The sequence below is a fragment of the Sinobaca sp. TMA16-18 genome, assembly GCF_059510535.1.
This window is the reverse complement of the sequence record NZ_JCAKFM010000001.1, coordinates 362,829-376,376: the sequence shown is the minus strand read 5'-3', so window position 1 is coordinate 376,376 and position 13,548 is coordinate 362,829. Positions and strand designations below refer to the sequence as shown.

General features: G+C 42.8%; 13 protein-coding genes and 1 tRNA gene. 10 read left to right on the top strand and 4 right to left on the bottom strand.

The features are described 5' to 3' along the window. Window positions 1–52: 52 nt before the first annotated feature. On the bottom strand, window positions 53–1,051 hold the full coding sequence (locus AC5W14_RS01930; RefSeq protein ID WP_496193568.1) for a hypothetical protein: 999 nt from the start codon (window positions 1,049–1,051) through the stop codon (window positions 53–55). A 225-nt stretch (window positions 1,052–1,276) separates the two neighbouring features. Here AC5W14_RS01930 and AC5W14_RS01925 point away from each other — a divergent pair, with 225 nt between their 5' ends. Genes AC5W14_RS01925 through AC5W14_RS01915 form a run of 3 tightly spaced genes read left to right on the top strand, consistent with a single transcriptional unit; the run spans window position 1,277 to window position 3,213 of the window. Then, window positions 1,277–1,861, top strand: a complete 585-nt coding sequence (locus tag AC5W14_RS01925; RefSeq protein WP_496193567.1) for a helix-turn-helix domain-containing protein — start codon at window positions 1,277–1,279, stop codon at window positions 1,859–1,861. After that, on the top strand, window positions 1,854–2,045 hold the full coding sequence (locus tag AC5W14_RS01920; protein ID WP_496193566.1) for a helix-turn-helix domain-containing protein: 192 nt from the start codon (window positions 1,854–1,856) through the stop codon (window positions 2,043–2,045). The genes AC5W14_RS01925 and AC5W14_RS01920 overlap by 8 nt, the downstream gene beginning before the upstream one ends. A 19-nt stretch (window positions 2,046–2,064) precedes the next feature. Beyond that, window positions 2,065–3,213, top strand: coding sequence for a tyrosine-type recombinase/integrase (locus AC5W14_RS01915; protein WP_496193565.1), 1,149 nt, complete (start codon window positions 2,065–2,067; stop codon window positions 3,211–3,213). Window positions 3,214–3,350: 137 nt separating this feature from the next. On the opposite strand, the gene AC5W14_RS01910 is transcribed toward AC5W14_RS01915, so the two are convergent. Next, a tRNA-Val gene (locus tag AC5W14_RS01910) sits at window positions 3,351–3,426 on the bottom strand. A gap of 114 nt (window positions 3,427–3,540) precedes the next feature. Between AC5W14_RS01910 and AC5W14_RS01905 the strand changes: the two genes are divergently transcribed. Next, window positions 3,541–4,686, top strand: a complete 1,146-nt coding sequence (locus AC5W14_RS01905; protein WP_496059299.1) for an amidohydrolase — start codon at window positions 3,541–3,543, stop codon at window positions 4,684–4,686. Between the two features lie 102 nt (window positions 4,687–4,788). Beyond that, window positions 4,789–5,934 (top strand): mechanosensitive ion channel family protein, encoded by a 1,146-nt coding sequence (locus tag AC5W14_RS01900; protein WP_496193564.1) that lies wholly within the window; start codon window positions 4,789–4,791, stop codon window positions 5,932–5,934. A gap of 48 nt (window positions 5,935–5,982) precedes the next feature. On the opposite strand, the gene AC5W14_RS01895 is transcribed toward AC5W14_RS01900, so the two are convergent. After that, a complete protein-coding gene (locus AC5W14_RS01895) occupies window positions 5,983–6,855 on the bottom strand; it encodes a LysR family transcriptional regulator (RefSeq protein ID WP_496193563.1) in 873 nt (290 codons plus the stop codon). Window positions 6,856–6,977: 122 nt separating this feature from the next. Between AC5W14_RS01895 and AC5W14_RS01890 the strand changes: the two genes are divergently transcribed. Beyond that, window positions 6,978–8,192 (top strand): MFS transporter, encoded by a 1,215-nt coding sequence (locus tag AC5W14_RS01890; RefSeq protein WP_496193562.1) that lies wholly within the window; start codon window positions 6,978–6,980, stop codon window positions 8,190–8,192. 184 nt (window positions 8,193–8,376) lie between these two features. Beyond that, window positions 8,377–9,669 carry an isocitrate lyase gene (gene aceA / locus AC5W14_RS01885; protein WP_496193561.1) on the top strand — a complete coding sequence of 431 codons (1,293 nt, stop codon included), beginning with the start codon at window positions 8,377–8,379 and terminating at the stop codon, window positions 9,667–9,669. Between the two features lie 65 nt (window positions 9,670–9,734). Here aceA and rraA read toward each other — a convergent pair whose 3' ends face one another. Continuing rightward, window positions 9,735–10,214, bottom strand: a complete 480-nt coding sequence (rraA, locus tag AC5W14_RS01880) for a ribonuclease E activity regulator RraA (RefSeq protein WP_496193560.1) — start codon at window positions 10,212–10,214, stop codon at window positions 9,735–9,737. A gap of 142 nt (window positions 10,215–10,356) precedes the next feature. Here rraA and dapD point away from each other — a divergent pair, with 142 nt between their 5' ends. The 3 genes from dapD (at window position 10,357) to AC5W14_RS01865 (ending at window position 13,496) form a co-directional block, all read left to right on the top strand. Next, window positions 10,357–11,079 carry a 2,3,4,5-tetrahydropyridine-2,6-dicarboxylate N-acetyltransferase gene (gene dapD, locus AC5W14_RS01875; protein WP_496193559.1) on the top strand — a complete coding sequence of 241 codons (723 nt, stop codon included), beginning with the start codon at window positions 10,357–10,359 and terminating at the stop codon, window positions 11,077–11,079. A gap of 99 nt (window positions 11,080–11,178) precedes the next feature. After that, on the top strand, window positions 11,179–12,390 hold the full coding sequence (locus tag AC5W14_RS01870) for an aspartate aminotransferase family protein (RefSeq protein ID WP_496059306.1): 1,212 nt from the start codon (window positions 11,179–11,181) through the stop codon (window positions 12,388–12,390). After that, window positions 12,381–13,496 carry an N-acetyldiaminopimelate deacetylase gene (locus AC5W14_RS01865; RefSeq protein WP_496193687.1) on the top strand — a complete coding sequence of 372 codons (1,116 nt, stop codon included), beginning with the start codon at window positions 12,381–12,383 and terminating at the stop codon, window positions 13,494–13,496. The genes AC5W14_RS01870 and AC5W14_RS01865 overlap by 10 nt, the downstream gene beginning before the upstream one ends. Window positions 13,497–13,548 lie beyond the last annotated feature (52 nt).

Below are 13,548 nucleotides of genomic sequence, written 5' to 3'. Positions count from 1 at the left end.
TTAATTTGATCCTTTAAATCGGTCCACATTTAGCAAAAAACATCTCATTACTCTAATCATCAGAAAACACATCGTTATACTCTTCAATTATAAGGTCAAGATTGTATTCTGGCTTAATTGAATAAGGAGGCTCCTTTTCTATCTCTTTTACTCTTTCGAGTATTTCGGTTCGATCCTCCATCTGTGGTTCTTCCAATACTGTTGTTTTCTCTTTGCTGTGAATTTTTTCCTTTTCCATTCTTTCTATTTTTGTTTTGCGATTGTTGCTTTGCCTAATTTGTATTTCATTAAGCACGTATTTCAAATTATAAGTTTCGAAAAATATCTTTTTTGCATATTCAATATCTGCTGTCCAATTATCTGTTAATTGATTTTTGTAAGCTATTTTATAGTTGTAGATATTTAATTCTTTTCTGATTACGAAGCGGTAAAAATTGACGATATCTTTTCGAAATATAGAGGGAGGAAGGGATTGAGCATTGGGATCAATCTGGCGATATGCTTTCAATTTATTGTTAATGAATTTCCGCCACGCCTTTCTAGCAAGTGCATCATATAATAGAGCTTCTTTATCATTGAGCCACTCATTATCGTAGCTTTTTTTCACGCGATGTGTTTTCGAGCGGGAGTATTTTCCCTCCATTACATAATCATGCGTCCTCAGGTGCCTTTTTATTCTAGTACAAGTAGTTTTGACCTTCTCATACGGTAACTCATACTTATCAGATATCTCTGTGCAAATTTCAGAATCAAATTTGATAATTGTACCTTTTTCGTTTCTGTATGAGTCATAGCCATACACATAGTAATTCAAGTAATCCGCTCCAATTACTGAATATGATATATCAGGGATAAGCAGCATATTCCAAAATTCTTCTGTTAATAGTATGTCGAACTCAGCACGCCGCCCACGACCGCTTATTTGCACGTTGCTGACTCCCATATTGATTAGTTTCTGCGTTCTGTCAGTCTGAGTCTTATTGATGTAATTGGATGCGCTCCACCCAGTAAAATTTAGATACTGCTCATGATTTAATTTTGCTCTGTCCATTACAATAGCTCCTCCTCGTAATCCCCCCCTGTATTGACGCTCATCTTAATACAGTAGTTTTCTTTTTTAACAGAGAGATGTAAGCGTCAAAATAGGGGGGGTTTTATATAATTGCAAATTGTCAAAAAAACAGTTGGTTAACTTAATGGAACTAATTTTTAATATTACTTGCATTAATGGTATAACGATGCTAATATAAAATCAAGACGAAAGGGGAAATTATATATGAAAACATTGAATAGTTATTTAACGAGCAGTGAGGATCTAACAAATTTGAAGCGGAAAGAAATTGGTTCACGCATCAAATGGATCAGAGAAAAAGCGAACGATCTTAATCCTGGAGTTTTTACTATTTATCGCGTAGCCGAAAAAACTGGAATATCGCAATCGACCATTGGAAGAATAGAAAATGGATTTGTTAAAAATCCGCAATTACCAAAACTGAAAAAAATTGCTGAATATTTGGGCGTTTCAATGGAGGTTTTTTTAGACGAGTATTATGAGGGGAGACTAGGAAGTTTCGTAATATGCGAATTTAATCAAGAAGAAAAAATTAATGAAGATCAATACAAAACATTCGATCCAATGGATGTTGCATATAAAATGACCATACAAGTCAATATTGAATCCACCAATTCTGAGTTTTCAAATGTTCCGTTATTGGAAACAATAGAGCTAACGCCTTTAGATTACGAAGAAACAATTGAAGAAGTTAATGCTTTGGTAAAGAAAATAAATAAAAGGCGTCTTGAATGGAAGAAGAAACAGAATATTTGGAATAAAATTCCGAAAGGAGAACCTCATGAATAATTTTGAATCCATTTACGAAAGATTTGGCGATACATTGGATGTTAACGATATACAAAATATACTCGGCATCGGAAGGAGGCAAGCATATGAATTGGTTAACTCTGATAAATTTCATGTAATAAGAATTGGAAGGCGAATTAAAATATCCACAGCTGTATTTTGTCGATGGCTGAATGGAGAATAATAATTACAGGAGGGGTAGTATGCATTATTCAGGATCTGTACGAAAGGAAAATGGTAAGTGGTATTATGTAATCGAGATGGGCAGAGGAGAAGACGGAAAGAGGAAACAAAAGAAGAAAAGGGGCTTTAAAACGAAAAAAGATGCTAATATCGGACTTGGAAAAATGTTACATGAATTGAATACAGGTACCTATATAGAGCCTTCAATTGAAAGCTTATCGGCTCATATGGATCAATGGCTGCTTTCAAAGAAACATCAAATTGAGAGCAGCACTTACAGCAACTATGTTAGCAATCTACAGGTGCATATAGTACCTTCTCTTGGAGAAGTACTGTTATCAAAATTGAGACCAGATCAAATAGAAAAATTTTATAATGATCTTTTGCAAGAGAAGGGGCTCTCCCCTAGTACTGTTAAAAAGATTCATAATATGCTTTCTAGCGCCTTAGATAAAGCTGTGAAACATGAAAAGATCGTAAAAAATCCTGCTAAATTAGTCACTTCACCTAAAGAAAGAAAAAAAGAAACAGAAGTATGGGAATTAGATCAGGTAAAAAGATTTATCGAAGTAAGTAAAGAAAGCCCATATCATACGATTTATTTAATTGCTATAAATACGGGAATGCGCCAAGGGGAAATATTAGCTCTTTCCTGGAACAATATCGATTTCGAAAAAAACATCATAAGGGTAAGCAAAACTCTTACTGATAGTGGAAAAAAAATAAAACATTCTACTAAAAGCATTGCAGGTATGAGAACTATCAGTATACCTGGTGAATTAACAGCGGTGTTAAGAGCTTATCAGATGAATAAAAAGAAAGAAAAGCTCTCACAAGGACAGATTTATAGGGATAGTGATTTAATAAACGCATCATATTCAGATACTCCAATTAATCCAAGTAATTTAAGACGAAACTTCTCAATGCTAATAAAAAAAGCTGAGCTGCCACCAATCAGATTTCACGATTTACGGCACACCCATGCAACATTATTATTATCACAAGGTGTACACATCAAAATTGTGGCTGAAAAATTGGGTCATGCTGATGTTCGTATGACGATAGAAAGATATAGTCATTTATTACCGAACATGCAAAGAGAAACAGCTGACAAATTTGGAGAGTTGCTTTATGGTAAGCAGATTTCATCCCAAATAAAAAAGGTGTGATTGTAAAATGAGCTAAAAAGTAAGCTGTGGTGACCATTATGTGACCAAAAGGATACTTTCAAGTGCCATCTTGAGATGGTGGATGTAGCTACATTAAAAAAAAGCCCTCTATAAGAAGGCTTGTAGCGTTTCTGTTATGGTGCCCCGTACTGGGCTCGAACCAGTGACCTCCACCCTGTCAAGGTGGCGCTCTCCCAGCTGAGCTAACGGAGCAGCTGGATAGATGAACCTTTATTAATTTACCTTGTACTGGCAGGGTTTGTCAATACAAAAAGCAAATATGCTATAATATTTAGTGAATCGAAGTACTTAGGAGGCAGGTTTTGGATGAATAAAGCATACATAGGAGCCTGTATCATGAATCAGAATGGTGTTTTCATCGAGCATGCTGTACTTCTTGTTAACGGCGCCCAAATTGAAGCAGTAACAGACGAAGATCACATACCAAAAGACTATAAACAGATAAACGTACGGGGAAAATATATTACTCCGGGTTTGATTGATGTGCATACCCATCTTGGCGTACACGAAGAAGGCATCGGACCGCAGGGTGCTGATTTTAATGAAACAAGCCAGGCCGTCACGCCTGCTGTGCGTGCAATCGATGGAATTCATCCGTTGGAGGAAGGCTTTGAGCTGGCACGCCGGTCTGGAGTAACTACCGTACAAATTCTCCCTGGAAGTGCCAATGTAATCGGCGGGGAAATGGTCATTGTGAAAACAAGCGGACGGATTGTCGATGAGATGGTGTTGATATCACCATCTGGTATGAAAGCAGCGTTTGGAGAAAATCCTAAACGTATACACTCCAAAAAGCCCTCCGGTCCGGTTACACGAATGGGAAATGCGGCGTTGTTTCGGGAAACCATGATAAAAGCGCAGAATTACAAGGATAAATGTAATAAAGACCCAAAAACGCCAAGAGACCTTGGTCTGGAACAGCTCGTTTCTTTACTGGAAAAGCGTATTCCACTCCGCGCTCATGCGCACCGGGCCGATGATATTGCTACTGTTGTCAGGCTTGCTGAAGAATTTGATCTCCGCTACACGATTGAACACTGCACGGAAGGTCATTTAATTGCTGAGTTTCTCGCCCGCCATCAGGTGACAGCATCGGTCGGCCCTACGATGTCCACGAAATCCAAAGCAGAGTTGTCTAATAAAAGCTGGGAAACACTGTCCGCTCTCGAAGAGAATGGGATCGATTACTGTATCACAACCGATCATCCGGTAGTCGGCATCGACCACCTGCTTACTTCGGCAATGATGGCGCATAAAGAGGGACTAAGTGAGGCAAAAGCTTTGTCTTCCATTACGTTGTTTGCTGCGAGGCATCTGGATATGGCAGAAACGAAAGGATCACTTGAAAAAGCCAAAGATGCAGACTTTGTTATATGGAGCCATCATCCTTTTAATGTACAAAGTCTGGTGGAGCAGACTTTTATAGAAGGAAAGCCGGTATATTCAAGATAGGACACACAAGCTTTTCAGATCTTTCATAGGAACACTAGAGAAACGTTGACCGATGTGTTAAGATTTGATTTATTCAACAGTAAAAACATCCGGAGGGTACCTATGATAGATTTTTGGATGAGAACGCAGGAGTTTTTCATAAACCTGCCCTGGATTGATATAGGATTTGCTATATTAATATTTTTTCTCATATTCTTTTTAAGACGATATTTAACCACATACATTTTCAGACTGCTGATTCGCATAGCCAAAAAAACGCCGACTGATGTGTTTACAAATGTAATTATTGCATTTGAAAAGCCGCTTCGGTTTTTCTTTGTCATACTCGGTTTGTATTTAGCGCTGCTTTCCCTTCCTATACAGGGGGAATACATGGGAATCGTTAACCGATTTTACCGTACAGCTATTATTATAGTAATGGGCTGGGGGCTTTTTAATTTCACGGCAGCTTCTTCTTCCATGTTCTATAAACTTTCCAGTAAAATGGACGACGGGGAAGACAGTATGCTTCTGCCGTTTCTCTCCCGCATCGTCCGCTTTGTAATATTGGCCCTTACGATTACCATTATCGCCCACGAATGGAATTATGACATTAACGGCCTGATTGCCGGTCTTGGCCTGGGCGGCCTCGCCTTTGCTCTTGCAGCCCAGGAAACGCTCAGTAATTTTCTCGGAGGTATTATTATCGTAACGGAACGTCCTTTTAAAAAAGGAGACTGGATTGCTTCTGCTACGGTGGAAGGGTTTGTAGAGGATATTAATTTCCGGAGCACAAAGATTCGAACCTTTGAAGATTCGCTCGTAATTGTTCCTAACAAAACCCTGGCCCATGAAGCTATTACCAACTGGTCGGAGATGGGAAAGCGTCAGATTACCTTTAATGTAGGCGTGAAGTACGGAACGCCGAGAGCAGACGTGCAGCGGGTAGTAGAACGTATAGAAGATATGCTTCGGGAAAATACCAAAATTGATAATGAACTTATTATCGTCCGCTTCAGCGAGTTTAACTCTTTTTCCCTTGATATTTTTGTGTACTTCTTTACGAAAGCGACGGGCTGGGTTGATTGGTTTGAAGCAAAAGAAGACATTAATTTTGAAGTGATGCAGATCTTGGAAGAAGAGGGCGTGGAGATCGCCTTTCCTTCCGAGTCGGTTTATATTGAAAATGCTTCTGCAGAGGCATGGCCTGATTCCATTAAGCAGGAAATTGCAGAAAAAACAAAGCAGGCAGAGCATTCTAATAGGTAACAAAATCCCCCGGCTGCGCAGCCGGGGGATTTTAATGCATAGAAATCTTTAAGCAAGCAGAAACTGAAGAAAAGCTTTGTTGGCAGCGGACAGCGATTCTTTCCGGCGGTGGGCCAGAGCAAGCGTCAGTGATATAGGCGGATCGAGAGGTATACCTGCCAGTTTTTCATCATCCTGTATGACCATCTCCAAAAAAATAGTGATACCAAGACCCCGCTGCGTCAGGGACTTGGCCATGGAAATCTGATTGGTTTCAAATGCAAGGTGAACGGGACGACCTGCTTTTTCACTTATTTGATCGACTACTTTCCTCTGATAGTATCCTTCTTTAAATAAGATGAGCGGCTCGTCTGCCAGCTCTTCATGGGATAGGGAAGTTCTGGATGCAAAGGGATGATCAAGAGGAACCACGGCTACCATCTGTGCTGTAAGAAACGGATGTATGCTTAGCAGGCTTGACGATTTCCGGCCTTCTTCCGTCACAATCGTACCGAGTTCAATTTCCCCACTGATAACAGCTTCTTCAATGGCAGAAGTGCCGGCTTCGTAGATGGAAACGGTCAAGCCGGGATAAGCTTCCAGAAAGCGCATAATCTGGTCAGGGAAATAATAAGAACCGGCCATGGATGGCAGACCGATCTCTACTTCTCCCTGAGTAAGATCCTGCATATTTATCACTTCACTTTTCGCTTTTACGAGCAGACGGTGCATTTCAACAGCATATTCGTATAACTTTTCACCGGCTTTCGTCAGGCGGATCTGCCGCTTATCACGGATAAGAAGAGACACACCGAGCTCGTCTTCAAGCTGCCGAACCGCACGGCTGACGGCGGGCTGGGCAATGCGAAGGGAATCAGCGGCTTTTGTAAAACTGCGTCTGGCTGCTACTTCCCGAAAGTATTCGAGGGCTCTGCTTTCCATAACATTCTCCTTTCATAACAAAAAAGCATAATTATTATGTTTATTATATATTTTATTTATCAATAAACCCATGATAGCATACAAGCAGTAGACAAAGTGTTCAGGAAAGAAGGATACCTCCCATGATAGAAGCAAAAACAGCGTCGTTCTGGAAAGCGACAATGGCGCTTGGAGCCGCCTCTTTTTTAATATTTGCCAACCTATACTACCCTCAGCCGCTTCTTCCGATGCTGAGCGAAGAGTTTCAAGTATCAGAAGTTGCTTCGAGCCTGATTATTTCTATCCCATTAATTGTGCTGGGAATTACTTTTTTTGTATACAGCGCCCTGTCTGATGCTTTTGGCAGGCGGAATATCTTATTTATTTCAATGGCACTTGGCATTGCAGGAACGATTCTTATCAGCCTCGCACCAAGTTTTGGCTGGCTGATGGCTGCCAGGGTGTTTCAGGCAGCTGCTCTTGCAGGAGTGCCGGTGGCTGCCATGGCCTACCTCAGTGAAGAATACTCCAAAAAAGCGATGACAGTAGCAGTAGGGATTTATATTAGTGCCAACAGCCTTGGTGGAATGAGCGGCCGCGTGGCAAGCGGTATCATTGCAGATGCCTCAGACTGGCAGCTGGCTTTTATTATCATGGCAGGGGTAAGCGTAGGTATCGGTATTTTTGTCTGGTTTATGCTTCCGGATTCTACACAGTTTACGGCCAAACCATTCCACCTTAAAGAAACACTGCAGAATAATTGGATGCACCTTAAAGATAAAAAAATGGCGCTGGCCTATGTGATCGGCGGGCTGCATTTTTTCGTATTTATCGGCGTGTTTAACTTTATTACGTATCTATTAAATGGAGAACCGTTCTTTGTGTCTGCTACAGTGCTCGGTCTGCTGTTTCTAACTTACGGAGCAGGGACCTTCAGCTCGACGCTGGCCGGAAAGATGGCACAGGTACGGAATCAGACAAGCTGTATGCTGATTGGAATAGCTCTAATGGCAATAGGAATTGTATTAACAATTGTGCCGTCTTTTCCTGTCATACTGCTAGCACTGCTGACGTTGAGCTTCGGCTTTTTCTTCGTTCACTCCAGCTCCAGTTCCTGGGTTACAAGGCATGCGTCAGAAGCGAAGGCAAGCGCCTCCGGACTATATTTAACCAGTTATTATTTAGGAGGAGGGCTAAGCAGCATCTATTTTGGCTGGCTGTGGCCGGCATTTGGCTGGCCGGGTGTTGTAACAGGAGCTGCGGCCGTGCTGATTATTACGCTGAGCTGCACGCTTTCTCTCCGAAAAATTGACAGAGCCGAGCAGAAAGAAATTTCCACCGCCTTTGTTACAAATTAATAAAATAAAGCCGGGCCCTTTATGGGTCCGGTTTTTGTTATGTAACAGATTATTAATAATGAGTCTGTACTAATAATTTTTCAGAAAAATTAATGAAAGGGGTTGCAAAAACGATTTTACTGTTATAACATAAGGTCATACTAAATTAACTGTTATAAAACAGTAATACAAGGGAGAGATAAAGATGGGATCAATTCAGGAAGACGCAAAAAAGCTTGAACAACAATGGAAAGATGACAGCCGATGGGAAGGGATTGAAAGACCCTACAGCGCGGAAGACGTAATAAAATTAAGAGGGTCTATTGAAATTGAGCATACATTAGCAAAACGAGGGTCGGAAAAATTGTGGAAGCTGCTGCATGAAGAGCCTTATGTGAACTCTTTAGGAGCACTAACGGGAAATCAGGCTGTGCAGCAGGTAAAAGCTGGTTTGAAAGCGATTTATTTAAGCGGCTGGCAGGTAGCGGCGGATGCTAACCTGGCCGGACAGATGTATCCGGACCAAAGCTTGTATCCGGCCAACAGTGTACCGAGCGTCGTACAACGTATTAACCAGGCATTGCAGCGTGCAGACCAGATCCAGCATATGGAACAGGAAGGGGATACAGATTTTTTCGCCCCAATCGTTGCCGATGCCGAGGCAGGATTTGGCGGGCAGCTGAACGTATTTGAATTAATGAAAAGCATGATTGAATCCGGTGCATCCGGCGTTCACTTTGAGGACCAGCTGGCGTCAGAAAAGAAATGCGGCCATTTAGGCGGAAAAGTACTGCTTCCAACGCAGAACGCTGTGCGCAATCTAATATCTGCACGTCTTGCAGCTGACGTAAGCGGAACGAAAACGATTATCCTTGCCAGGACAGATGCTGATGCAGCCGACCTTATTACGAGCGATATCGACCCTTACGATAAAGAATTTATTACAGGAGAGCGTACGGCCGAAGGGTTCTACCGTACAAAACCCGGTATTGATCAGGCGATTGCACGAGGCCTGGCATATGCACCATATGCTGATTTAATCTGGTGCGAGACGTCCAAGCCAAATCTGGAAGAAGCCCAGAAGTTTGCTGATGCCATTCACGAAAAGTTTCCCGGAAAGATGCTTGCATATAACTGCTCGCCTTCATTTAACTGGAAAGCGAATCTGGATGACGATACCATTGAAACATTTCAGCAGGAAATTGCGAAAATGGGCTATAAATTCCAGTTTGTTACGCTTGCCGGTTTCCATGCATTAAACCACAGCATGTTTGAATTGGCTAAAGGCTACAAAACACGTGGGATGGGAGCTTATTCTGAACTGCAGCAGGCCGAGTTTGCCAGTGAAGCTAAAGGCTACACTGCGACACGCCACCAGCGTGAAGTAGGGACCGGCTATTTTGATGAAGTAGCGCAGGTGATTACCGGTGGAACATCTTCCACCACGGCTCTTAAAGGTTCTACAGAAACAGCGCAGTTCCAGAAAACAAAGTCATAAATAGTCGATAAGAAGAGCCGGTCTCCTATAATGGGAGGCCGGCTTTTTTATGAAGTTATGCTCTTTTATAAATTTAGTTCATTCGCTGATATAAGAATCCCATCATTATCAGCATAAACCCATTCTCCGGGCTGCCATGTGACGGAGGCAAAGGCAACTGGAATATTTGCATCTCCTTTTCCATTTTTCACTGATTTCACCGGATTGGTTCCAATGGCAAAAACCCCGACATCCATTTGGGCTATTTCATCTGAATCACGGATACAACCATAAATAATAACGCCTGCAAGCTTCCGCTCTAAGGCAATCTCTGCTAGGTTATCACCCATCAGCGCGCAGCGCGAAGATCCGCCGCCGTCTACTACAAGAACAGACCCTTCCGGAAGCTCCTGCAGCGCTTTTTTTACAAGTACGTTATCTTCAAAAACTCGGACGGTGGCCACCGGTCCGGAAAAATGTGTTTTCTGTCCGTACAGTTTAAATAATGGGTCGGCTACGGTCACTACTTCTGAATAATCATCACAAATGTCTGCTGTAAATCCCATCTCATCACTTCCTTTTTTAGTCATCCCTGTATAATATTCGATATGTAGTGAAAAAATCCTTTCCGTGCGCAATGGTTTCCTTCAAAGGCTTGATATGATACTCTATGTAGGAGATTGTTAAGATTCTAAGGAGGATACGTCAATGAAACAAATGGATGCAAACGAAATTATCGCTTTTATTTCAGAAAGTAAAAAATCAACACCGGTGAAAGTCTATATTCAAGGAGATCTGGACTCTATCGGTTTTGGAAACGAAACAAAACGCTTTATCGAAGGGAATACAGGAATTCTTTTCGGAGAGTGGAGCGATATTGAAAAAGGCATTAAAGACAACCAGGATAAAATTACAGATTACGTAGTGGAGAGCGACCGCCGCAATTCCGCTATTCCTCTGTTAGATACAAAAGCAATAGAAGCCCGCATTGAGCCGGGCGCGGTTATCCGCGATCAGGTAGAGATTGGCAAAGGTGCCGTTATTATGATGGGTGCTTCCATTAATATCGGTTCTGTAATTGGAGAAGGCACGATGATTGACATGAATGTTGTCATGGGAGGCAGAGCAACAGTAGGAAAGAACTGCCACATCGGTGCAGGATCCGTACTGGCCGGCGTTATTGAACCGCCATCCGCACAGCCTGTTATTGTACAAGATGGCGTTGTTGTTGGAGCAAACTGCGTTATTCTTGAAGGAGTAACGGTAGGAGAAGGTGCTGTAGTTGCCGCTGGAGCGATCGTAACAGAAGATGTTCCACCAAATACGGTAGTTGCCGGCACACCAGCCCGCGTAATTAAAGAAATCGATGAGAAAACAAAAGGCAAAACAGAAATCAAGCAGGAACTTCGCCGTCTAAATGACGATAACTAAATAAAATTCCTTTCCAGGCCGTCCGGTGAAAAGTGTTTAGCCGGACGGCCTTTTTATATTATAATAAAAAGATCACGGAAGATAGAAAGGATAGAGTACATGAATTGGATGGAACGAGATCAGAACGCTATCATGTCTACATATCAAAGACTTCCGATAGCAGTGGAAAAAGGAGAAGGCAATTATCTATTTGATACGGAAGGAAAAGCCTATTTGGATTTATTTACAGGGCTGGCCGTCAATCTGCTCGGCCATTCGCACCCTTATCTGTTAAAAAAGCTGGGTGAACAATCACAAAAATTTCTTCATATTTCCAACATATTCTTAAATCAACCGGCGATCGAGCTGGCGGAACGAATGATAGAGCAGTCCATTCCCGGAAAAGTCTTTTTTGCTAATTCGGGTGCGGAAGCGACGGAAGCGGCAGTAAAGCTCGTGCATAAATGGAAAAAAGAGCAGAGCGAAGAGAAAAACGGAATCGTCGTACTGGAAAAAAGCTTTCACGGCCGGACGCTTGGGGTCGTAAAACTAACAAGACAGCCTGGTATTTATCAGGACTTTCCAGCAGCCGATTATCCCGTCTTTGAAACAGTGCCGGAAGACCTCAACCAGCTGGAGTCGGTATTGATGAAAGAAAAACCGGCAGCTTTTCTGGCAGAACCAATTCTCGGTTCAGGTGGTATTACGCCATTGTCCAAGAATTATCTGCAGGGCGCAGAAGCACTCTGCAAAAAGTACAATGTTCTTTTTTGTATAGATGAAATTCAAACAGGAATCGGACGCACCGGAACGTTTTTTGCATATCAGCAGGCAGACGTAGTGCCGGACATGATCTTATTTGCCAAAGGAATTGGAGGAGGTCTGCCGTTAGGGGGTATTATTGCTGGTGAAAAGCTGAAAAATAAATTTGTGCCCGGGGATCATGGTACTACCTTCGGCCCGTCTCCACTGAGTGCGGCTCTTGGGAATGCTGTCATGGACGTATTGTTCGAGCAGAATGGATTAAAAGAAGGCAGGGAGCGGGCCGGCTATTTCAGACAGCAGCTTGAAGCCTTGCAGCTGGAGCTGAAAAACGATATACAGGAAATCAGGGGAATGGGAATGATGCTCGGCGTAAAGCTGGATGCAGAGGCTGATAAAGTGAAAAGCATTCAGGAATCGCTGCTGCATCGAGGCTTTATGGTCAATATTGCCCAACAGACAATTATCCGGCTGCTGCCGCCCCTTACCCTGCAGAATAAGGAAGCGGATAGTTTTGTCCAGGCATTTAAAGAAGAACTAATATCCAGACGTCAGGAGGCATCCGTGTGAACGTAACCACCATCCGGCGGGAGCTTCATCAAATCCCGGAACCAGGATTCAAAGAATGGAAAACGCAGGAATACCTGCTTGAAAAAATAGATTCATGGAAAACAGACTATATGGAATGGAAAACCTGGCACACTGGTATTTTTTTATTTATTCGTGGGTCAGAACCTGTTAAAACCGTGGCGTACCGAACAGATATGGACGGACTTCCTATTGAGGAAAATACCTCCTATCCCTTTTCTTCTCTTCATCCGGGAATGATGCATGCCTGCGGACATGACCTTCATATGTCTATTGCGCTGGGACTTGTGCATTCCTTCTCAAAAGCTCAGCCAAAAGAGAACCTGCTGTTTATATTCCAGCCGGCTGAAGAAGGACCGGGAGGGGCAGAACCGATGCTGAACGCCGCACCGTTTTTGGAGTGGAAGCCGGACGAAATTTATGCCCTTCATGTAGCACCGGAACGAAAAGTAGGGGAAGTATCCTCCAAGCCCGGTCTTTTATTTGCCAACACGTCAGAGCTGTTTATTGACCTTAAAGGCACAGGAGGGCATGCAGCCAGGCCCCATCTGGCCAATGACATGGTAGTCGCTGCAAGCCATCTTGTTACGCAGATTCAATCTGTCGTAGCAAGAAATGTAGATCCTCTTGATGCTGCCGTTGTAACGATCGGAAAAATAACCGGCGGAACGAAGCAGAATATTATTGCCGAGACGGCCAGGCTGGAAGGAACGATACGCACGCTCTCGGAAGAAAGCATGCAGATGGTAAAAACAAGAATCAGGCAGCTCACGGCCGGCATTGAAGCAGCTTTTGCCTGCGAAGCCACCATTGATTGGGGAGCAAACTACTGCCAGGTGTACAATAATCATGAACTTGCGGCTTCTTTCCGAAATTTTGCCGAGCAGCACGAAGAAGTAACCTACGTGGAGAGCGGAGAAGCAATGACCGGAGAGGATTTCGGCTACTTCCTGCGCGAAGTGCCGGGATTGATGTTCTGGCTTGGCGTGGACACACCGTTCGGGCTTCATGATTCGCGGCTGGAACCTAAAGAAGAAGCAATGAATACCGCCATTGCATTTATGGAAGATTTTCTAAAAAGCAGATAAGAAAAAACGGCGCTCTTTTAAAGAGACGCCGTTTTTTATAATAGAAGTGCAC